This is a genomic window from Pseudomonas sp. ITEM 17296 (assembly GCF_028895205.1).
Taxonomy (GTDB): Bacteria; Pseudomonadota; Gammaproteobacteria; order Pseudomonadales; family Pseudomonadaceae; genus Aquipseudomonas; species Aquipseudomonas kermanshahensis.
Genome location: NZ_WJRS01000025.1, coordinates 63,178 through 83,902 on the forward strand (window position 1 = coordinate 63,178; position 20,725 = coordinate 83,902).

Below are 20,725 nucleotides of genomic sequence, written 5' to 3' on the forward strand. Positions count from 1 at the left end.
CCCTTGCTATTTTGATAATAAGAATTATTCTCATTGGAATTGCTGTCCAAGGAGAATAGCCATGACTTATCTGATCGACGCCTGGCTCGAACGCCCTCACCCTTACCTGCGCATCCTGCATCGCGAGACTGGCGAAGTCTGTGCTGTGCTTGAAGAAGAAGCGCTCGATGAACTGCGAGACCAGGGCGACCTGGACATGAGCGGGCTGAATTCGAGTGAGCCTGGGGTGCTCAAGGAGCTGGTGCGGAATTTGTTTCTGTTTTGCTATGCGCGGGCGTTGCGCCCTGGGGGGACAGACTGGAATTGATGTTTGCAGGCCCGGCCTCTTCGCGGGGCAAGCCCGCTCCCACAAAGACCTCTCTGCTCATCTTGAGTATCTCTGTGGGAGCGGGCTTGCCCCGCGAATGGGCCGCAATGCGGCCCCAGCGGTCTTACAGAACGTCGAGCAGCTCGACGTCAAACACCAGGACGCTGTGCGGCGGGATGCTGCCAACGCCTTGGGCGCCGTAGGCCAGCTCGCTCGGCACGTACAGGCGCCATTTGCTGCCAGCGTTCATCAGCTGCAGGGCTTCGGTCCAGCCAGCGATCACGCCGCCAACCGGGAATTCAGCCGGCTGGCCACGGTCGTACGAGCTGTCGAACACGGTGCCGTCGATCAGGGTGCCGTGGTAGTGAGTACGCACGTTGCTTTCGCGGGTCGGCTTGGCGCCTTCACCTGCGGTCAGCACTTCGAACTGCAGGCCCGAAGCCAGGGTGGTGATGCCTTCGCGCTTGGCGTTTTCGGCGAGGAATGCCTTGCCAGCGCCAGCAGCGGCTTCAGCCTTGGCTGCAGCTTCGGCTTGCATGATGTCGCGGATGACTTTGAAGCTGGCCGACAGGTCGGCTTCGCTGACGCGGCTGTCGGCGCCGTTGAAGGCGTCGGTCAGGCCAGCCAGGATGGCATCCAGGCTGACGCCTGGTGGCGGGTTGTCACGCAGTTGACCACCCAGCTGACGGCCGATGCCGTAGCTGACGCGGGTTTCGTCGGTAGACAGGTTGAGTTCGGACATTGTCGTGCTCCACTGCAGGGCGCAGTGCAGCCGCGCCCTTGATGAAAAGGGCGAGCAGCCTAGCACACTGGGGCGCCGCGAGCAGCTACCAGGCCGAACGCTGGGAAATCGGCAATTTCAGGTCTTCTTCCGGGTGTGTGCCCATGCCACACATTTCGTCCTGCACAGACCAGTGCAACAGGTTCAGCGAGAGCAATGGAAGGTCCTTGAGCAGGCTCCGTGCCTCTTCCACGGAGTGCACGCGCAAGCGCTGCCCACGGCTGTCGGAAAGCGGATGCGCACGGCCCTTGACCCGGGCCTCAAGCAGATAATCGCCACCTTCGATGGCAATCAGGTTGAGTTCGTCGACATGGCCGACCCTGGCCTCGGTATTGAGCTGATGCAGGTTCATGAGAGCACCTCGCAGCGGGAACCGCGTGAGTGCTCATTTTTTGTACAAGGTTTGCGAATACACAAGGTAAAACTGACGCCACTGGTCAGTTTTACCCTCAAGCCGCGTGGGCTCAGTGCTTGGTGAGCTTGTCCAGGTAGCCCATGCAGAAGGCCGACACCACGAAGGTCATGTGGATGATCACATACCACATCAGGTAGTCGGTGGAGATGTTCTGCGCATCCATGAACACCCGCAGCAGGTGAATGGACGAAATGGCCACGATCGACGCAGCAACTTTCATCTTCAGCGACGAAGAGTCCATTTTGCCGAGCCAGTTGAGCTTTTCTTTGCTGTCGTCGATGTCCAGTTGCGAGACGAAGTTCTCGTAGCCGGAAATCATCACCATCACCAGCAGGCCGCCCACCAGCGACATGTCGATCAATGACAGAATCACCAGGATCAGGTCAGCTTCGCTCAAGGCAAAAACGTTGGGCAGGACGTGGACGACTTCCTGGAAGAATTTCAGGGCCAGGGCCAGCAGGCCGAGCGACAGGCCGAAGTAGATCGGGGCGAGCAGCCAGCGCGAGGCATACATCGCGTTTTCGAGAATACGTTCCATGGAGGGTAAGGGACTCGTCAGGTGACTAAAAAAGCGACGGCGAGTATAGCCAGCCACCTGTTGCAGCAAAAGCTGAATCGAGTTGGCCCATTCGCAGCACAAGGCTGCCCCTACCGGTAGGAGCAGCCTTGTGCTGCGAATGGCCGCAAAGCGGCCCCAGCTCACTCAGCTTTCAGGATGAAACTGATAATCCCCCAGGTTGCGGCAACGCTCGCCATTGATGCGACGCAACTGCGCTTGAAGGTGCAGGCACCAGATCTGCGGGTCTTCGGTCACTTGGTAACCATGCAGCGTGAGGCTGTCGACGATGGCATTGAGCACCGACTCGGCAACCAATGGCCCGTGGAACGGCCCCTGAGCCTTGATGGCCGAGGGTTGCTCACCGGCCATGCCGGCGGCGAACAGCAGCGTCCACATGCCATTGTCACCGGCGAGTGGGCGAATGCTGCATTCAATGCGGGTCACCAGGCCCAGGCACTGGCGAGTAAGGCTGAGGTTGCGCATGGCCGCGTCCCCTCCAATGAGCCCTGTTCAGCCTGAAACCCTCAGGCTGTTTCCATCCTGAACCCTGATTGCTCCCTAAGTTCCAGCATAGAAGAACAACACAGAAAGTTGGAAAACCGGCGCTGAACGGTAGCACATCGCCGCCAGCGCCGATTTATTGACTCAGGCGGGTTTAGCCTGCGCAATCATCTCTTCCAAGCGTTCCTTTTCCGCCTCTTTGATGTCTTCTTCGCTGATCATTTCGGCGATTTCCCGCAGGCGCTCCACCACGCGGGCATTGACGCTGCCCTCGGTGAACTCGCCCTTGTCATCCGCCACACCGGCCTCCTCGCCTACCAGCAGGCTCAGCGCCTCGTCAGCCTGGCTGACCGCGTAAACGTGGAACTGCCCGGCCTCGACCGCCTGCAGCACGCGCTCGTCGAGCATCAGGGTGGCCACGTTGGCCCGCGGAATGATCACCCCTTGGTCGCCGGTCAGGCCGCGCGCATCGCAGAGCCGGAAGAAGCCCTCGATCTTCTCGTTGACCCCGCCCACCGCCTGCACTTCACCGAACTGGTTGATTGAGCCAGTGATGGCAAAGCATTGCTTGAGCGGCGTGCGCGACAACGCCGAGATCAGTGTGCAGACCTCACCCAGCGAGGCGCTGTCACCGTCGACGTAGCCGTAGGACTGCTCCAGGGCGATGCTCGCCGAGATGGCCAGCGGGAACTCCTGGGCATAGCGACTGCCCAGGTAGCCGGTCAGAATCATCACCCCTTTGGAGTGGATTGGCTGGCCCAGGTTGACCTCACGCTCGATGTCGACAATGCCGCTGCCACCGGGGTAAACGCTGGCAGAGATACGCGCCGGCATGCCGAACGCCGAATCGCCCACTTCCAGCACCGTCAGGCCGTTGCACTTGCCGATGGCCGCGCCTTCAGTGTCGATCAGGATGATGCCGGCGAGCATGTCGTCCAGCACCCGCTGCGACACACGCCCGGTACGGGTGGCCTTGGCCTTGAGTGCGCGTTCGATGTGGCCGGCATCGGTCATCTCGTCGCTGGCCAGTTGGCGGATGAAGTCGGCCTCGCTGACCAGCTGGAACAGGTCACCGATGCGCGCCGATAGCCGCGATTGGTTCTCTGCCAGCCGGGCACTGTAGGTGGCCAGGCGCGCCACGGCGTCGCTGGTCAGCGGCGCCATGCCTTCTTCGTTGGTGCGGGTACGCAAGAGCTGGGCGAACTGCTCCAGGTTCTCGTCGACCATGGGCATGTCTTCGTCGAAGTCCACCAGCACCCGGAACATTTCCTGGAAGTCCGGATCATGGTCCTGCAGCGCGTAGTAAAGCTGGCGCGAGCCGATGATCACCAGCTTGACGTTGAGCGGGATCATCTGCGGCGTCAAGCTGACGCTCGCCACGCGGCCCAGTTCACCCAGCGGCGACTCCATCTTCAGCTTGCGCGACTGCAGCGCACGCTTGAGCGCATCCCAGACGAAGGGCTCGCCAAGCATCTTCTCGGCTTCAAGAATCAGGAAGCCGCCGTTGGCCCGGTGCAAGGCGCCTGGGCGCAATTGGCGATAGGAGGTGTACAGCGCGCCTTGGTCGGTGCTGTATTCGATCCGGCCGAACAGGTTGTCGTACGTCGGGTGCGGCTCGAACACCACCGGCGCGCCGCCATCGTGGTGATGGCCGACCACCAGGCTTGGGGCGTATTGCTCTTCGAGCATCTTGCGCGCCACGGCGTCGGTCTTGCTGTCATCGACCAACTGCTCGACCACGGTGCGCAGCAGGTTCAGTTGCACCGACTGCAGGTAGGCGCACACCGCAGCGTTCTCGGCGTACTTTTCAGACAGCGGCGCCAGCAGCGGCTGCAGGGACAGGGTGATGGTTTCTTCGTTGAGCTGACGCAGCTGGTTGTTCGACTCACGCTTCCACTGCGGCAGGCTGGCCAGTTCTTCGTTGAGGCGCTCCTCGAGCAGGGCGATGTCCTCGTGGAACTGCTCGCGCACCGCTTCAGGCAGCTGTGCGAACTCGGCTTCATCCAGCGCCTTGCCTTCGGCCATCGGGGTGAAGGCAACGTTGCTGGCGTCGCGGTACAGGGCCACGTCTTTTTCCAGCGACGCCCGCTCGATCACATCCAGGGCGCGGTCATAGCGCTGGTTGAAGGCGCGGTCGATGGCGCCCTTCTTCTGCTGGTACGACGGGTGCTCGAACACTGCCGGGAAGGTCGACAACAGGTTGTCGATCAGCCCCCCCATGTCGGCGATGAATTCACCGGCACTGCCCGAGGGCAGCTCCAGGGCACGCGGCTCGCGGGTTTCCTCGAAGTGGTTGACGTAAACCCAGTCGGCTGGGGTGTGCTGGCGCTTGCCCTCGGCCTTGAGGTAGCGCTTGACGAACGAGAAGCGGCCCGTGCCGGGCTCGCCCATCACATACACGTTGTAACCAGGGCGAGGCATGGCCACGCCGAATTGCAGGGCCTCGACTGCTCGCTCCTGGCCCAGAACGCCTCGAAACGGCTCCAGATCGTCGGTATGGGTAAAAGCAAACTGCTCGGGGGAAAAACGCCGGGTCAGGGCTTCAGGCGCAAGACGCAGGCGCGCAGCGACAGGATCGGGCATTGGGTTTCCTTACTTCGGCGGGGCGGATACGGAGCATTCTGGCGCTGCCCGCGCGCGCCTTGCAAGGCTCACCGGGACTTTATGTCGCAGTCGCGATAACACAGGCCCCCAGGCAAATTTTTCGCAATCAACAACGCAACCTTTAGATCGTGCCTAAACTCCAAGCTGCGCGGGTGGGTGAAAAGCTTTCCCGACCTGGCAACCGAGTTGCCAGAAACCCTGACCCTTGGTTTAAGACAAATAGAGAACAAATGCTATGAAACGGATTCTTCTGGGTACTCTGTTCACCGTGGTCTCCCTCAATGCCATGGCTGAAGCGCCAGGCGGCCCGAACTGCGGCTGGGGCAACATGCTGTTCGAAGGCCAACGCGGTACGCCGGCTCACTTCCTGGCTTCCACCACCAACGGTACCTCCGGTAACGCCACCTTCGGCATGACCTCCGGCACCAATGGCTGCTCCACCAAGGCTTCGCTGACCTATGGCGGCAAGTCGTGGTTTGCCATGAATGGCATGATGAACGAACTGTCCGAAGACATGGCCATGGGCAAAGGCGAGGCGCTGACCACCTATGCCGTGGTACTGGGCGTAGCGCCGGAAGACCGTACTTACTTCGAGTCGGTCACCCACCAGCACTTCAGCCAGATCTTCAGCAGCGCCGACGTCACGGCCGAAACCGTGCACAGCAATACCCTGGCTGTTCTGAAGAACGACCCACGCCTGGCCAAATACGCCACCGAGGCTTAAGCGCAGCATCCCCGCCCCCCTGTCGGGGCGGGTTTCGCCCTTTCTTTCGGCATCGTGAAGAAGTAGTTGCCCGATATGCTCAAACGCCTCGCTTACCTGGCGCTGTGTGCCTGCGCCCCTGTTCATGCTGCGCCTGCGCTGGATGAAGGCCGTCTTCAGCAATTGGCCAATAACCCCTACTGGATCGCCCTGGGCCATTACGAAACCGCCAAGCTGGGTGGTTGGCGCAGCTATGTGGACGATACCCAGTTCTTTCTCGCCGACGATGGCGCGCACCACCCGGACCAAGAGCTGCGGGCCACGGTGCAGGCGTTGTATGCGCCCGCTAGCCTGGGCGACAAGCATGCCCAGTGCGTTTTCCCGGCGCGTACCCGCTGGCTCAAGGAGCAACTGGGGCTGAACGACCTGCCACAGCCCGACTGCCAGGAATTCAAGACCTGGTACACCTCGATCGACCCGCACAGCGCCGCGCTGATTTTTCCGGCGGCCTACCTGAACAGCCCTTCGTCGATGTTCGGCCACACCTTGCTGCGCATCGACCAGTCCAACACCCACAGCGACGACACCACGCTGCTGAGCTACGCGATCAACTTCGGCGCCTACATCGAAGGCAGCGACAACAGCATCCTGTATGCCTGGAAAGGCCTGATGGGCGGCTACCCAGGCCTGTTCGCGCTGATGCCCTACCAAGAGAAGCTGTCCGAGTACCGCAGCCTGGAAAACCGCGACCTGTGGGAGTACCAGCTGGACCTCACCCCGCAAGAGACCGGGCGCATGGTCGAGCATGTGTGGGAGCTGAAGCAGATCCAGTTCGACTATTTCTTCTTCGACGAGAACTGCTCGTACCGCCTGCTCGAACTGCTGCAGGTGGCGCGGCCAGGCCTGGATTTGACGTCGCAGTTCCCGCTGACCGCCATCCCAACCGACACGGTCAAGGCGGTGCGCCAGTCTGGCCTGGTGTCCAGCGTCAACTACCGGCCTTCGCGCGAGCGCGAACTGCTGGCCCGCGCCGAGCCGCTGGCCCCTCACGAAAAGCAGCAGGTGCTGGCTGTCAGCGCCGATACCGCACAGCTGCAAAGCCCTGAGTTCACTGCCCTGCCCCGCGAGCGCCAGGCGCTGGTACAAGACGCTGCCTACCGCCTGGAGCGTTACCGCGCCAATGGCCAGCAACGCGACCCAGGCCAGGCCACGCGCAGCTTCGAGCTGCTGCGCGCAATCAACCGCAACCCGCCGCCAGCGCTGGAAATCGAGCGCCCGGGGTTGCCCGAGGATGGCCATGACTCACGCACCTGGCAGCTGGGTGTCGGCACGCGGGAAGACCGCGCCTACGCCGAGTACGGCCTGCGCATGGCGTATCACGACCTCAACGACAACGCCTACGGCTTTCCGCTGGGTGCGCAGATCGAGATTCTGCAGCTGAAAGTCCGCCAGTACGAAGGCAACGACTGGCAGGTGCAGCGCCTGGACCTTGCCACCATCCGCTCGCTGACACCCCGCAATGCGCTGCTCAAACCGTGGTCATGGCAGGTGACCGGTGGCCTGGAACGGGTGCCGGGCAAGCATGACGACGAAGTGCTGGTTAGCCATGTGAATGGCGGCGCTGGCGGCACCTGGCAACTGGCCGACGAACTGCTGGGCTTCGCCCTGGGCACGGTGCGGGTCGAACACCACAATGATTTTGCCGAGTTCATCTCCCCGGCAGCCGGGTTCAACGGCGGCCTGCTCTGGCGCAACGGGCTGGGCAACATGACACTGGAGGCGAAGGGCGACTTCTTCACCAACGGCGAAGTGCGGCGCAGCGTGAGCCTGAATCAGCAATGGGAGATCAGCCGCAACCTGGGCCTGCGGTTAAGTGCCTCGCGCGAATTCAGCCACCTGGCGACGGCGCAGAACGAAGTGATGCTGGAGCTGAAGTGGTACCACTACTGACTCTTTGACACTGTTTTGACAGCTCGCCGACAAATCGCCCCCTAGACTCTCCAGCATCAATTGGAGGGTCTAGTGTTCATGTCGCGGTACTGGTTAGGCCTGTGCGTTGCCTTTTTGCTGTCAGGGTGCGAAACCACCCACGAACAGATGCTCGACCACGGTTACCCCCCCGCCTACGCCGATGGCTTCCAGGATGGCTGTAGCAGCGGCCGGCAGGCGGCCGGGGTGATGGCCGGCGACTTCCGCAAGGACGTGCCGCGCTACCTGCACAATCGCCAGTACGAAAGCGGCTGGGACGATGGCTTTCGCCAATGCCACGCCCTGCAGAACAGCGAAGAGCAGCGTCAATACCGTGACCGCTACTGGGACCAACGCGACCGTGACTGGGAGCACGAGAAGGACCGCGATGCCGCACGGGCCTATCGCCACGACTAGGTCGCAAACTGACATCCCTTGAAACCGGCGGCCTGCCATCATGGTCTCCTGCACAAGGAGGCCACCATGAGCCGAGCGTTCGTCAACGAAGACCAAGCTGCCGCCCAGGCCGACCAACCGGTTGAGCGACGGGTGAGCGAGCAGCCCAACTACGTCACGGCCAGTGGCCTGGCGCAATTGCAGCAGCGGGTAGCCGAACTCAATACATTGCGCAGCCAGTTGCAAGCCCAGGGCGAGCGTGCCGACAAGCAGCGCCTGGCCGATGCCGAGCGCGACCTGCGCTACTTCAGCGCACGGGTGCAGAGTGCCCAGGTGGTACCAGCCGCTACCTCGCGGGACAAGGTGCAGATCGGTAGCCGGGTAAGCTTTGTGGATGAGCAGGGCCAGGCGCATGAGGTGCAGCTGGTGGGGGAAGATCAGGCCGATGCGGGCCACGGGTTGATCAACTGGGGCTCGCCGCTGGGGCGGGCGTTGCTAGGCGCGGGGCCTGGGGATGAAGTGGTGTGGCGGCGGCCGGTGGGGGATCAAATGATCGAGGTGGTCGCTATCGAGGGTGAGGCTTGAGGGCCTTGGGGCTGCTCTGCAGCCCATTCGCGGCGCAAGGCCGCTCCCACAGGTTGCGCATTCCCCTTACATTTTGGGAGCAACTGTCCTGTGGTGCTTGCTCCCGCCTCATCGCTGGCCAGCTGCCACAGGTGCGGCGCTAGCCTTTGAGGCTACACAGTTCGGGTGGGAGCGGCCTTGTGCCGCGAATGGGCCGCAAAGCGGCCCTAGCGATCTTGGATCAGACCACTCCCTGCGCCAGCATGGCATCAGCCACTTTCACAAAGCCGGCGATGTTCGCGCCCTTGACGTAGTTGATCGTGCCATCCGCCTCTTCACCATAGTGAACACAGGCATGGTGGATCGACTGCATGATGTTGTGCAGCTTGCTGTCCACTTCACCGGCCGTCCACAGCAGGCGCATGGCGTTCTGCGACATTTCCAGGCCCGACACGGCCACGCCACCGGCGTTGGATGCCTTGCCCGGCGCGTACAGGATGCCTGCCTCGAGGAAGATATCCACCGCCTCAAGGGTGGTCGGCATGTTGGCGCCTTCGGCGACGCAGAAGCAGCCATTGCGCAGCAGGGTGCGGGCGTCTTCGGTGTCCAGCTCGTTTTGCGTGGCGCACGGCAGGGCGATGTCGCACGGCAGGCTCCACGGGGTCTGGCCCTTGCGGAACTCAAGGCCGAACTCGCCCGCCAGCGTGCTGAGGCGGCCCCGCTTGACGTTTTTCAGCTCCATCACGGCGTCCCACTGGGCGTCGCTGAGGCCGGCTTCGGCGTACAGGGTGCCTTCGGAATCAGACAGCGAGATGACCTTGCCGCCCAGGTCCATGACCTTGCGCGCAGCATACTGGGCCACGTTGCCGGACCCAGAAATGGCCACGCGACGGCCATCGATGCGCAGGTCACGGCGCTTGAGCATTTCTTCAGCGAAGTAGACGCAGCCGTAGCCGGTGGCTTCCGGGCGAATCAAGCTGCCGCCATAAGTCATGCCCTTGCCGGTCAGCACCGAGGTGAACTGGTTGGCCAGGCGCTTGTACTGGCCGAACATGAAGCCAATCTCGCGCGCGCCCACACCGATGTCACCGGCCGGTACGTCGAGGTCAGCGCCGATGTGGCGGTACAGTTCGCTCATGAACGCCTGGCAGAAGCGCATCACTTCCGCATCGCTCTTGCCCTTGGGGTCGAAGTCCGAGCCGCCTTTACCGCCACCCATGGGCAGCGAGGTCAGGGAGTTCTTGAACACCTGCTCGAAGGCCAGGAACTTAAGCACGCTCAGGTTCACCGACGGGTGGAAGCGCAGGCCGCCCTTGTACGGGCCGATGGCGCTGCTCATTTGGATGCGGTAGCCGCGGTTGACCTGGACCTTGCCTTGGTCATCGACCCACGAAACACGGAACAGCACCGCGCGCTCGGGCTCAACCATGCGCTCCAGGATACCGGCCTGCAGGTAATGAGGGTTGGCTTCGAGGAACGGCCACAGGGTACGCAAGACTTCTTCCACCGCCTGGTGGAATTCAGGCTGGGCAGGATCGCGTTGCTTGAGGCGCGCGAGGAAATTGTCGACAGATTCGATCATGGTAGACATCTCACCAAGAGGGATTGGACTTATTGGTTTTTTTTCGAATGTACCAAGAAGCAATCGCACGAGAACAGGGCGTAATGTCGTTTTTTTGAAATTATTTGGTGCGTTTTATATAAATGTATACAAAACTATGAAAATATTGTTAGCAGGATCGGCCTCTTCGCGGGCAAGCCCGCTCCCACAGGGGCCTGTGAAAGACTGAGATTGCGGGTGATTCTGTGGGAGCGGGCTTGCCCCGAGAAGGGGCCAACGCCGATGCCTGCCAGGCACAAAAATGGGGCCCCTGAGGGCCCCATTTTTGTGCAGCTAAAACCGGCTTACTGGGCCAGCTTCTTGTGCCGTACACGGTGCGGCTGGGCAGCAGCATCGCCCAGGCGCTTCTTGCGGTCGGCTTCGTACTCGGTGTAGTTGCCTTCGAAGAACATCACGTTCGAGTCGTCTTCGTACGCCAGGATGTGGGTCGCCACGCGGTCCAGGAACCAACGGTCGTGGGAAATCACAATGGCGGCGCCCGGGAAGTCCAGCAGGGCTTCTTCCAGGGAACGCAGGGTTTCGACGTCGAGGTCGTTGGACGGTTCGTCGAGCAGCAGGACGTTACCGCCCTCCTTCAGGGTCAGGGCCAGGTGCAGACGGCCACGCTCACCACCGGACAGGTCCTTGACGAACTTCTGCTGGTCGCCGCCCTTGAAGTTGAAGCGGCCCACGTAGGTGCGCGACGGGATCTCGTAGTTGCCGATGCGGATCTGGTCGGAACCGTCGGAGATCTGCTGGAACACGGTCTTGGAACCGTCCAGGTCTTCGCGGCTCTGGTCGACGCAGGCCAGTTGCACGGTTTCGCCGATTTCGATGCTGCCCGAGTCCGGTTGCTCCTTGCCCATCAACATGCGGAACAGGGTCGACTTACCGGCGCCGTTACCGCCGATCACGCCGACAATGGCGCCCTTCGGCATGGCGAACGACAGGTTGTCGATCAGCACGCGATCGCCATAGCCTTTGGAAACGTTCTTGAACTCGATGACCTTGTCACCCAGGCGCGGGCCGGCCGGGATGTAGATCTCGTTGGTCTCGCTGCGCTTCTGGAACTCTTGCGACTGCATTTCTTCAAAGCGCTGCAGACGTGCCTTGGATTTGGACTGGCGGGCCTTGGCGCCTTTGCGCACCCACTCCAGTTCCTCTTTCATGGCCTTTTCGTGGGCGCTCTGCTGCTTGGATTCCTGCGCCAGACGGTCCGACTTGGCTTCCAGCCAGCCCGAGTAGTTGCCTTCGTACGGGATGCCGGCACCGCGGTCCAGTTCGAGGATCCAGCCGGCGACGTTGTCGAGGAAGTAACGGTCGTGGGTAATCGCTACCACGGTGCCCGGGAAGTCGTGCAGGAAGCGCTCCAGCCAGGCCACCGAGTCAGCGTCCAGGTGGTTGGTTGGTTCGTCGAGCAGCAGCATGTCGGGGGCCGACAGCAGCAGGCGGCACAGGGCCACACGGCGCTTTTCACCACCGGACAGGTGTTCGATTTTCGCGTCCCAGGCCGGCAGGCGCAGGGCGTCGGCGGCGACGTCCAGCTGGCGCTCGAGGTTGTGGCCGTCGGCAGCCTGCAGGATCGACTCGAGCTTGGCCTGTTCGGCGGCCAGTTTGTCGAAGTCGGCATCGGGTTCGGCGTAGGCGGCGTAGACCTCGTCCAGGCGAGCCTGGGCGTCCTTGATCACGCTGACCGCTTCCTCGACCACTTCACGCACGGTCTTGGCGGGGTCGAGTTGTGGTTCCTGCGGCAGGTAGCCGACGTTGATGTCGGGCATCGGACGGGCTTCGCCGTCGAATTCCTTGTCGACGCCCGCCATGATGCGCAGCAGGGTCGATTTACCCGCGCCGTTCAGGCCGAGTACGCCGATCTTGGCGCCTGGGAAGAACGACAGGGAGATGTTCTTGAGAATTTCGCGCTTCGGCGGCACGACCTTGCTCAGCCGATGCATGGTGTAGACGTATTGAGCCAAAACCAAGCCCTCTAAATAGGTAAAGACATCGACCAACGCCCCGGCAGTGGGCCAGGGGGATGTGTTTACGGGGTGTCATTGAACAAAGTCGACCATTCTACGCCAACGCGCGACGTTGCATAGGAGGGTCGGATGGTGGGGTTACGGGGAAGAAATGCTTATGCCTGTGCTGGCCTCTTCGCGGGGCAAGCCCGCTCCCACAGGGGCAGCACAAACCCCAAAAGCTTGCGCATTACCCGCCCCCCAGGAACAGCACAAACCCAAAGCTTGAGCATTACCCGATCCCATAGGGACAGCACAAACCCCAAAGCTTGCGCAGTACCCACTCCCCCAGGGACAGCACAAACCCCAAAGCTTGCACAGTGCCCGCTGCCCCAGGAACATCACAAACCCCAAAGCTTGCACAGTACCTGTGGGAGCGGGCTTGCCCCGCGAAGAGGCCAGAACTGACCTTAAAAAGCTCAGACGTGACGCTGCTTTACCTTGCCCCGCGGCAACCGGCAACGGTCGCCCTGCTCGGCCAGGCGCGCGGCCCAGGCAGACTTGACGCTGAACCCGCCACTGCGAGCAGGCTGCTCAACGGCCTTGGCCGGCTGCGCCGCAGGCACGCTAACGACCTTGGCCGCAGGCTTGGCCGCGACCGCGGTCACTGCCGGTGCTGCCACGGCTGCCGGTGCTGCTGCCGCCTTGGCGGTCTTGCGCAGTTCGGCCAGCGACGGGGCCTTGCTTTTCGAGGCGGCGGCCGCCTCCGGTTTGACCAGCGAACGCTGGCACGACTTGCAAGATACGTCCGCGGTCACGGCAGTGCTGACAAGGGTCTGACTGCTGCGCCCACAGGCGGAATCGAGGCCATTGGAGGAAAAGTGAGTAACCAAAACCGAACATCTCCGAAGCGTTGTCATTGAAGCGGGCGGCATTCTCGCACAGGTTGCAGGGGCTTGCCGAACCACAGGGCGCCACCACGACCGTCGGCAGGGCGACCATCACCGGACAAGGGGACTGGCACTTTGCCATAATCCTAGGCATGCTAGCCCGTTTAGGGTGTCCGGCCTTATAGTGCGCCACCGCGGTCTGGCAACCAGACACCGGCACCAACCGTGCATGATCAATCCCTGCCATCGCCAGCCCAATCGCAGGACCAACGCTTGACCAATCTCTCTCAACCGTCGTCGCTGCGTCCCGCACCAATGGCCCCCGTCGCTTCCCTGCGCGGGTCGATCAAGGGTGCGCTGGCCCTGTTGGCCCTGATTCTGCTGGGCCTGTTGCTGTGGCAGCTGTTCGCCCAGTTCCGCCACACCCAAGCCGACCTGCGCAAGCAAAGCCTGGAGGCCACCGCGGAGCTGGCCGACCACCTCAGCCTGAACATGGCGTTGAAGGCCCAGCAGGCCGTGAATGTGGTGCAGCCCTACGTCAATGCGCCGACGCCGGCAGCCCTGCCCAGCCTGCTCGACACCCTGCGCACGCGCCTGCCCGCCCTGCGTGACCTCGCCTGGCTAGACACCAGCGGGCAGTTCCGCGCCGACAGCCTGGCCGGCAGCCCTGACCGCCAATTGATTGGCGAACTGCTGACGCTGAACCAGGGTCGCCCGTATTTCTTTGCCAACTCGGCGGACAACCGCACCATTTACCTGTTGCTGCGCCAGTCCACCGAGCAGGATCGCGGCTACTGGCTGCTGCGCCTGTCCGACGCGTATTACCGCACCCTCACCGTGCACCTGGACAGCCCAGGCCACCCCTTGTGGCTGCTGGAAAACAGCCGCAACGGCGCGGTGCTGGACCGCCACGCCATCGCGCAGACCAGCCCGGCACCGCTGCAGAGCGTGATGCTGGCGTTCATCGACAACAGTACCTGGCAACTGCGCGGCCTGTTCGACGCCCAGCGGGCCCAGCAGAAGCTGCTGCCGGCACTGATCGGCAAGTGCCTGCTGGTGCTGTTCTGCGCCCTGCTGCCAGTGCTGGCGTTGATCAACATGCGCCGCCGCCAGCGCGCGCTGCAGGAAGACCGCCGGCGCTATCAGGAAATTTTCGAAGGCACCGGTGTTGCCTTGTGCGTGCTCGACCTTTCCAGCCTGCCCGGCCAGCTCGACCGCTACCACCTGCGCAACCACGCTGCGCTCAAGCACAGCCTGGCCCTGGACCCTAACCTGCGCCGCTCGCTGTTGCAGGAGCTGAAGATCACCGAGATCAACCAGGTGGCGCGCCAGTTGCTCAACGTCGAATGCCACGAAGGTGCCTGGCAGCGGCTGATCGACGGCAGCGGCGATGGCCGCGACAGCATCGGCATGCAACTGATCGATGCACTGATCGAACAGCGCTCGCTGCTGGAACTGGAAGTGCGCCTGCCCGCACCGCTGGGCGGCGAACTGCACCTGTGGCTGATGGCCCGCCTGCCGCTGCAACGCCGCGACTACCAGGCGGTGATCCTCAGCATCAGCGACATCACCAGCCGCAAACAAGTGGAGCTGTCCCTGCTCGAACGCGAGAGTTTCTGGTCGGACGTGGTGCGTACCGTGCCCGACCAGCTCTACGTGCAGGACGTGCCGAGCCAGCGCATGATCTTCAGCAACCGCCACCTCGGCCAAACCCTGGGCTACGACCGCACCGAGCTGGCACAGATGGGCGACCGCTTCTGGGAGTTGCTGCTGCACCCCGAAGACGCCACGCACTTCCAGGCCCTGCGCCAGCATCAACGAGCCACCGGCCACAGCCAGCCACTGCACTGCCAACTGCGCTTCCGTCACCACGACGGTGGCTGGCGCTGCTACGACATTCGCGAACAGGTGCTGACCCGCGACCACGACGGCCAGGTGATGCGCATCATCGGCGTGGGCAAGGACGTTACTGTACAAATCGAGGCCAGCCAGTCGCTGCGCGATAGCGAACAGCGCTACCGCATGCTGGCCGAAAGCATCAGCGACGTGATTTTCTCCACCGACAGCCAACTGCAGCTCAACTACGTCAGCCCCTCGGTCAAAGCGGTACTGGGTTATCAAGCTGAGTGGATCTTCGACAACGGCTGGCAATCGATCATCGCCAACCCGGCCCAGCTGACCGGCATCTACAGCCTGATGGAGCGCGTCAGCAATGCCATGGGCGACGGCGAGCAACTGGCCCAGTTGCGTTGCCAGTTGCCCACCCAACTGTTCCTGTTCGACTGCCTGCGCGCCGATGGCCGCAAGATCCCGATTGAGCTGCGCCTGGTATTGGTATGGGACGACCAGGAACGCTTCGAAGGCGTGCTTGGGGTTGGCCGCGACATCAGCCAGCAACGTCGCGCCGAAAAAGACCTGCGCATGGCCGCCACGGTATTTGAGCACTCGACCTCGGCCATCCTCATCACCGACCCAGCCGGCTACATCGTCCAGGCCAACGAAGCGTTCAGCCGGGTCAGCGGCTACGCCGTCAGCGACGTGCTCGACCAGCTGCCTGGCATGCTCACCGTCGAGCAACAGCAGGAAGGCCACCTGCGCTACGTGGTCAAGCAGTTGCACCAGCGTGGCAGCTGGGAAGGCGAAGTGTGGCTAAAGCGCCGCGACGGCGACCACTACCCGGCCTGGGTCGGCATCACGGCAGTGCTGGACGACGAAGGCGACCTGGCAAGCTACGTGTGCTTCTTCACCGACATCAGCGAGCGCAAGGCCAGCGAACAGCGCATCCACCGCCTGGCCTACTACGACGCCCTCACCCACCTGCCCAACCGCACGCTGTTCCAGGACCGCCTGCACACGGCCCTGCAACAGGCCGAACGGCAAAAGGCGTGGGTGGTGTTGATGTTCCTCGACCTGGACCGTTTCAAGCCGATCAACGACTCCCTCGGCCATGCCGCAGGCGATCGCATGCTCAAAGACATGGCCCTGCGCCTGCTGGCCTGCGTGGATGACGACGACACCGTGGCACGCATGGGCGGCGACGAGTTCACCTTGCTGCTGCAACCGCGTGCGACCCGCGAGATGGCGCTGAACCGCGCCATCCATGTGGCCGAGAACATCCTCGCCAGCCTGGTACGGCCCTTCGTGCTGGAGAACCGCGAGTTTTTCGTTACGGCCAGTATCGGCATCGCCCTCAGCCCGCAAGATGGCAGCGAACTGAGCCAGCTGATGAAAAACGCCGACACTGCGATGTACCACGCCAAGGAGCGCGGCAAGAACAACTTCCAGTTCTACCAGGCCGAGATGAACGCCAGTGCCCTGGAGCGCCTGGAGCTTGAAAGCGACCTGCGCCATGCCATGGAGCAGAACGAGTTCATCCTCTACTACCAGCCGCAGTTCAGTGGCGATGGCAAACGCCTGACCGGCGCCGAAGCCTTGCTGCGCTGGCGCCACCCCACCCGCGGCCTGGTGCCGCCGGGCGACTTCATCCCGGTGATCGAAGAGCTGGGCCTGGTGGTGGATGTCGGCGACTGGGTACTGCGTGAGGCCAGCCGCCAACTCAAGGCCTGGCACAAAGCCAAAGTGCGGGTGCCGAAGGTGTCGGTAAACATCTCGGCGCGGCAGTTCTCCGACGGCCAGCTGGGCACGCGCATCGCCACCATCCTGGAAGACATCGGGCTGCCGCCGGCGTGCCTGGAGCTGGAGCTGACCGAAAGCATCCTGATGCGCGAGGTGAATGAGGCCTTGCAGATTCTCGCCAGCCTGAAGAATCTTGGCCTGAGCATTGCAGTGGACGACTTTGGCACCGGGTACTCGTCGCTCAACTACCTCAAGCAGTTCCCCATCGACGTGCTGAAGATCGACCGCACCTTCGTCGACGGCTTGCCCGAGGGCGAGCAGGACGCGCAGATTGCCCGGGCGATCATTGCCATGGCCCACAGCCTGAACCTGGCGGTGATTGCCGAGGGCGTGGAAACCCATGAGCAGCTGGAGTTCTTGCGTGAGCATGGTTGCGACGAGGTGCAGGGCTACCTGTTCGGGCGGCCGATGCCGGCGCATCAGTTCGAGGCGCAGTTCGCCAACGAGACGCTGTTCATGTTCCAGTAGGATTCCACTGCCGTCTTTTTTGTAGGAGCAGCCTTGTGCTGCGAAGAGGCCGGCGACCGCGCCCTGAATCTTTGCTGCTGTCACCGGCCTCTTCGCAGCACAAGGCTGCTCCTACAGGCACAGCGCCAACGCTGTAATTGGCGCCGCAAAAAACGGACCTTGAAGTCAACTCCAGCCCAGACAGGGCGCGGGATGCAACATGAAGGCCTTTGGTCCGCGACTTGACGTCACTTCATATGCCAGGCCCGAAGCAATCGGTTAGAATGCCCCCCCAATTCAGCCCGATCCTTGAGGACCGCCATGTTCAGCCGTGATTTGACCATTGCCAAGTACGACGCCGAGCTCTTCGAAGCCATGCAGCAAGAAGCTCTGCGCCAGGAAGAGCATATCGAGCTGATCGCTTCGGAAAACTACACCAGCCCGGCTGTCATGGAAGCCCAGGGTTCGGTTCTGACCAACAAGTACGCTGAAGGCTACCCAGGCAAGCGTTACTACGGTGGTTGCGAATACGTCGACGTGGTCGAGCAACTGGCCATCGACCGCGCTAAAGAGCTGTTCGGCGCCGACTACGCCAACGTCCAGCCGCACGCTGGCTCCCAGGCCAACGCCGCCGTTTACCTGGCCCTGCTGTCGGCCGGTGACACCATCCTGGGCATGAGCCTGGCCCACGGCGGTCACCTGACCCACGGCGCCAGCGTCAGCTCTTCGGGCAAGCTGTACAACGCCATCCAGTACGGCATCGACGGCAACGGCCTGATCGACTACGACGAAGTCGAGCGCCTGGCTGTAGAGCACAAGCCGAAGATGATCGTTGCCGGCTTCTCGGCTTACTCGCAGGTGCTGGACTTCCCACGCTTCCGCGCCATTGCCGACAAGGTCGGTGCCTACCTGTTCGTCGACATGGCCCACGTTGCTGGCCTGGTTGCCGCTGGCGTGTACCCGAACCCTGTGCCGTTTGCCGACGTGGTCACCACCACCACCCACAAGACCCTGCGCGGTCCACGTGGCGGCCTGATCCTGGCCCGTGCCAACGCCGACATCGAGAAGAAGCTGAACTCCGCTGTCTTCCCAGGCGCCCAGGGCGGCCCGCTGGAGCACGTCATCGCGGCCAAGGCGATCTGCTTCAAAGAAGCCCTGCAGCCCGAGTTCAAGGCTTACCAGCAGCAAGTGGTGAAAAACGCCCAGGCCATGGCCAGCGTGTTCATCGAGCGTGGTTTCGACGTCGTTTCCGGCGGCACCCAAAACCACCTGTTCCTGCTGTCGCTGATCAAGCAGGAAATCTCCGGTAAGGACGCTGACGCCGCACTGGGCAAAGCCTTCATCACCGTCAACAAGAACTCGGTACCGAACGACCCACGTTCCCCGTTCGTCACCTCGGGCCTGCGTTTCGGCACCCCAGCCGTGACCACCCGTGGCTTCAAAGAAGCAGAGTGCAAGGAACTGGCCGGCTGGATCTGCGACATCCTGGCTGACCTGAACAACGAAGCGGTGATCGATGCCGTGCGTGAGAAGGTCAAGGCCATCTGCAAGAAGCTGCCGGTTTACGGCAACTGATTAGCGCCAGCCTGATGTGAAAAAGCCCGGCCTTGCGCCGGGCTTTTTTGTGTTTGCCCGCCTTGCGGAACCTGTTCCAAATGGGCCCCCTGTGTAAGACACCCTAGCCTGCAGCCTCCCCCACGCCAAACCGGAGGCACCCCATGGCAGATAACAAAACACGTTCCTTTACAGCCACCCTGCAGATCGCCGAATCACCGGTGAACAGCCTGGACTGCCTGTGCACAGGCCCCGTGAGCCTGGTCACACCCAACGAAGTGCCGGGGTACGCCATTGAAGGCGCCCACGCACTCGGCATGCTCAGCGGCACGGACGATGATTGGCAGCACGGCCAGGACTTTGGGCTGATCCCGTTCGACAAAGGCGAGGATCAGTGCGCGATGCTGCTGTATTTTCGCTACAGCGATGCGGGTTATCGACTGTATGTGCGCAGCGGGCCTCATTTCGGTAAAGGCATATTCACCACCGCCGAAGGCCTGGTGGCCGCTCAGGCCATCAAGGCGCAAGACCCTAGCCTGTGGACCTTGATCGATGCGCAAACCGGCGCCCCGTTCGACCTGGCACAACTTGAAGATGACCGGCGAGAAATCCAGATGATCGCCAGCAACGGCCACCCCATGGAGATCCACAACCTCTACCCAGTGGGCGGCTTTCTGGCGTGCTACGCCGCTGCCCAGCAATGCACCCTAAGCCTGTTGATCACGCAACGCGGGGTGGATTGGCTGAACACCTGATGTCGCCTGCATGGGCCTTCACGTATTACCCTGTGCCGCTTCAAAACCCGAGCGCGCACAGGACCCTGCCTTGACCAGAGAGCAACTCGAAACCCATCAAATCCCGGTCTACTTCGCAGCCGTGCTCGCAGCCCTTGCCTTCGGCCTGCTGGCCACCGACACCGCACACCACCTGCAAGCCCTGATCACCCCCGCCATTGCCGTGCTGATGTACGCGATGTTCCTGCAGATCCCCTTCCTCGACCTGCGCCAAGGCCTGGGCAACCGCCGCTTCATCAGTGCACTGCTACTGGCCAACTTCGTCCTTATCCCACTGCTGGTCTGGGCCATCACCCGCGGCTTGGTCGCGCACCCGGCCATCCTGATCGGCGCCCTGCTGGTGTTGCTAACCCCCTGCATCGACTACGTGGTGGTGTTCACCCACATCGGCAGAGGCGACTCACGCCAGACCCTCGCCGCCACGCCGCTGCTGCTGTTGGTGCAATTGGTCCTGCTGCCGGTGTACCTGGCGTTGATGCTGGGTGACGGCAACGCCGTGGCAATTTCCATCGCGCCCTTCGTGGAAGCGTTTGCCCTGTTGATTGTGTTGCCGATGATTCTCGCCGTGCTGACCAGCGCCAGCGCCCGCCGCTCCCGCGTGGCATCGAAGTGGAACGACGCCTGGGCGTGGATGCCGGTGCCGGCGATGGCATGCGTGCTGGTGGTGGTGATCGGCTCGCAGATTGCCGCCGTGCTGCGCGATTTCGAGCGCTTGCTGCCCGTGATCCCGGTGTACCTCGGCTTCATGCTGCTGGCGCCGGTGATCGGCTTTGCCACCGCGCGGCTGATGCGTTTGCCAGTGGCCGAGGTGAGGTCGGTGACGTTCAGCGCTTCGACGCGCAACTCGCTGGTGGTGTTGCCGTTGGCGTTGGCGTTGCCGGAAGACCTGCGCGGGTTGGCGGCGGCAGCGGTGATTACCCAAACGCTGGTGGAGTTGGTGAGCGAGTTAATTTATGTGCGCGTCGTGCCCGCATGGGTGCGAGACAGATGAGGCTATGAGGGTTCAGCAAACGCTGAACCTTTTGCTTGCACCTGGCCGAACGTATGCTGA

General features: G+C 62.5%; 17 protein-coding genes. 9 read left to right on the top strand and 8 right to left on the bottom strand.

The window, feature by feature from the left end:
- Window positions 1-61 precede the first annotated feature (61 nt).
- Window positions 62-307: a PA4570 family protein gene (locus GIB19_RS22635; RefSeq protein ID WP_010951938.1), complete on the top strand. Its 246-nt coding sequence runs from the start codon at window positions 62-64 to the stop codon at window positions 305-307.
- Window positions 308-431: 124 nt separating this feature from the next.
- On the opposite strand, the gene GIB19_RS22640 is transcribed toward GIB19_RS22635, so the two are convergent.
- From GIB19_RS22640 to GIB19_RS22660, 5 genes are all read right to left on the bottom strand, one after another.
- A complete protein-coding gene (locus GIB19_RS22640; protein WP_027594522.1) occupies window positions 432-1,049 on the bottom strand; it encodes an FKBP-type peptidyl-prolyl cis-trans isomerase in 618 nt (205 codons plus the stop codon).
- An 85-nt stretch (window positions 1,050-1,134) separates the two neighbouring features.
- Window positions 1,135-1,440, bottom strand: coding sequence for a DUF6482 family protein (locus GIB19_RS22645; RefSeq protein WP_085274308.1), 306 nt, complete (start codon window positions 1,438-1,440; stop codon window positions 1,135-1,137).
- A 112-nt stretch (window positions 1,441-1,552) separates the two neighbouring features.
- A complete protein-coding gene (locus GIB19_RS22650) occupies window positions 1,553-2,041 on the bottom strand; it encodes a TIGR00645 family protein (RefSeq protein ID WP_016501546.1) in 489 nt (162 codons plus the stop codon).
- Between the two features lie 165 nt (window positions 2,042-2,206).
- The gene (locus tag GIB19_RS22655) at window positions 2,207-2,545 is read right to left on the bottom strand and encodes a PA4575 family protein (RefSeq protein ID WP_027594524.1); all 339 of its coding nucleotides are present in this window, start codon (window positions 2,543-2,545) and stop codon (window positions 2,207-2,209) included.
- Between the two features lie 162 nt (window positions 2,546-2,707).
- Complete coding sequence (locus GIB19_RS22660; protein ID WP_027594525.1) at window positions 2,708-5,146, bottom strand: Lon protease family protein; 2,439 nt, start codon at window positions 5,144-5,146, stop codon at window positions 2,708-2,710.
- A 256-nt stretch (window positions 5,147-5,402) separates the two neighbouring features.
- Here GIB19_RS22660 and GIB19_RS22665 point away from each other — a divergent pair, with 256 nt between their 5' ends.
- The 4 genes from GIB19_RS22665 to GIB19_RS22680 all read left to right on the top strand — a co-directional run bounded on the left by GIB19_RS22665 (window position 5,403) and on the right by GIB19_RS22680 (window position 8,819).
- The gene (locus GIB19_RS22665; RefSeq protein ID WP_027594526.1) at window positions 5,403-5,891 is read left to right on the top strand and encodes a DUF3015 domain-containing protein; all 489 of its coding nucleotides are present in this window, start codon (window positions 5,403-5,405) and stop codon (window positions 5,889-5,891) included.
- A gap of 75 nt (window positions 5,892-5,966) precedes the next feature.
- Window positions 5,967-7,820, top strand: coding sequence for an Lnb N-terminal periplasmic domain-containing protein (locus tag GIB19_RS22670; RefSeq protein ID WP_274888082.1), 1,854 nt, complete (start codon window positions 5,967-5,969; stop codon window positions 7,818-7,820).
- Window positions 7,821-7,898: 78 nt separating this feature from the next.
- Window positions 7,899-8,255 (top strand): hypothetical protein, encoded by a 357-nt coding sequence (locus GIB19_RS22675; protein WP_099430863.1) that lies wholly within the window; start codon window positions 7,899-7,901, stop codon window positions 8,253-8,255.
- 66 nt (window positions 8,256-8,321) lie between these two features.
- Complete coding sequence (locus tag GIB19_RS22680) at window positions 8,322-8,819, top strand: GreA/GreB family elongation factor (RefSeq protein WP_274888083.1); 498 nt, start codon at window positions 8,322-8,324, stop codon at window positions 8,817-8,819.
- Between the two features lie 220 nt (window positions 8,820-9,039).
- Here the strand turns inward: GIB19_RS22680 and gdhA are convergent, their stop codons facing one another.
- The 3 genes from gdhA to GIB19_RS22695 all read right to left on the bottom strand — a co-directional run bounded on the left by gdhA (window position 9,040) and on the right by GIB19_RS22695 (window position 13,246).
- Window positions 9,040-10,380, bottom strand: coding sequence for an NADP-specific glutamate dehydrogenase (gdhA, locus tag GIB19_RS22685; RefSeq protein WP_099428289.1), 1,341 nt, complete (start codon window positions 10,378-10,380; stop codon window positions 9,040-9,042).
- Between the two features lie 323 nt (window positions 10,381-10,703).
- Window positions 10,704-12,371 carry an energy-dependent translational throttle protein EttA gene (gene ettA, locus GIB19_RS22690; RefSeq protein ID WP_027594531.1) on the bottom strand — a complete coding sequence of 556 codons (1,668 nt, stop codon included), beginning with the start codon at window positions 12,369-12,371 and terminating at the stop codon, window positions 10,704-10,706.
- A gap of 461 nt (window positions 12,372-12,832) precedes the next feature.
- Complete coding sequence (locus GIB19_RS22695) at window positions 12,833-13,246, bottom strand: hypothetical protein (RefSeq protein ID WP_274888084.1); 414 nt, start codon at window positions 13,244-13,246, stop codon at window positions 12,833-12,835.
- 270 nt (window positions 13,247-13,516) lie between these two features.
- Between GIB19_RS22695 and GIB19_RS22700 the strand changes: the two genes are divergently transcribed.
- From GIB19_RS22700 to GIB19_RS22715, 4 genes are all read left to right on the top strand, one after another.
- A complete protein-coding gene (locus GIB19_RS22700; protein ID WP_274888085.1) occupies window positions 13,517-17,347 on the top strand; it encodes a sensor domain-containing protein in 3,831 nt (1,276 codons plus the stop codon).
- Between the two features lie 300 nt (window positions 17,348-17,647).
- Window positions 17,648-18,901, top strand: a complete 1,254-nt coding sequence (gene glyA, locus GIB19_RS22705; protein WP_027594534.1) for a serine hydroxymethyltransferase — start codon at window positions 17,648-17,650, stop codon at window positions 18,899-18,901.
- A 143-nt stretch (window positions 18,902-19,044) separates the two neighbouring features.
- Window positions 19,045-19,635, top strand: coding sequence for a hypothetical protein (locus GIB19_RS22710; protein WP_274888086.1), 591 nt, complete (start codon window positions 19,045-19,047; stop codon window positions 19,633-19,635).
- Window positions 19,636-19,705: 70 nt separating this feature from the next.
- On the top strand, window positions 19,706-20,665 hold the full coding sequence (locus tag GIB19_RS22715; protein WP_274888087.1) for an arsenic resistance protein: 960 nt from the start codon (window positions 19,706-19,708) through the stop codon (window positions 20,663-20,665).
- Window positions 20,666-20,725 lie beyond the last annotated feature (60 nt).

Excerpts from the sequence above, each read along its gene's own strand:
- GIB19_RS22650 (WP_016501546.1), bottom strand. The coding sequence starts at position 2,041 with ATGGAACGTATTCTCGAAAACGCGATGTATGCCTCGCGCTGGCTGCTC.
- GIB19_RS22660 (WP_027594525.1), bottom strand. The coding sequence starts at position 5,146 with ATGCCCGATCCTGTCGCTGCGCGCCTGCGTCTTGCGCCTGAAGCCCTG.
- GIB19_RS22675 (WP_099430863.1), top strand. The coding sequence starts at position 7,899 with ATGTCGCGGTACTGGTTAGGCCTGTGCGTTGCCTTTTTGCTGTCAGGG.
- GIB19_RS22665 (WP_027594526.1), top strand. The coding sequence starts at position 5,403 with ATGAAACGGATTCTTCTGGGTACTCTGTTCACCGTGGTCTCCCTCAAT.
- GIB19_RS22655 (WP_027594524.1), bottom strand. The coding sequence starts at position 2,545 with ATGCGCAACCTCAGCCTTACTCGCCAGTGCCTGGGCCTGGTGACCCGC.
- GIB19_RS22645 (WP_085274308.1), bottom strand. The coding sequence starts at position 1,440 with ATGAACCTGCATCAGCTCAATACCGAGGCCAGGGTCGGCCATGTCGAC.
- GIB19_RS22710 (WP_274888086.1), top strand. The coding sequence starts at position 19,045 with ATGGCAGATAACAAAACACGTTCCTTTACAGCCACCCTGCAGATCGCC.
- glyA (WP_027594534.1), top strand. The coding sequence starts at position 17,648 with ATGTTCAGCCGTGATTTGACCATTGCCAAGTACGACGCCGAGCTCTTC.
- GIB19_RS22635 (WP_010951938.1), top strand. The coding sequence starts at position 62 with ATGACTTATCTGATCGACGCCTGGCTCGAACGCCCTCACCCTTACCTG.
- GIB19_RS22640 (WP_027594522.1), bottom strand. The coding sequence starts at position 1,049 with ATGTCCGAACTCAACCTGTCTACCGACGAAACCCGCGTCAGCTACGGC.
- GIB19_RS22670 (WP_274888082.1), top strand. The coding sequence starts at position 5,967 with ATGCTCAAACGCCTCGCTTACCTGGCGCTGTGTGCCTGCGCCCCTGTT.
- gdhA (WP_099428289.1), bottom strand. The coding sequence starts at position 10,380 with ATGATCGAATCTGTCGACAATTTCCTCGCGCGCCTCAAGCAACGCGAT.
- GIB19_RS22680 (WP_274888083.1), top strand. The coding sequence starts at position 8,322 with ATGAGCCGAGCGTTCGTCAACGAAGACCAAGCTGCCGCCCAGGCCGAC.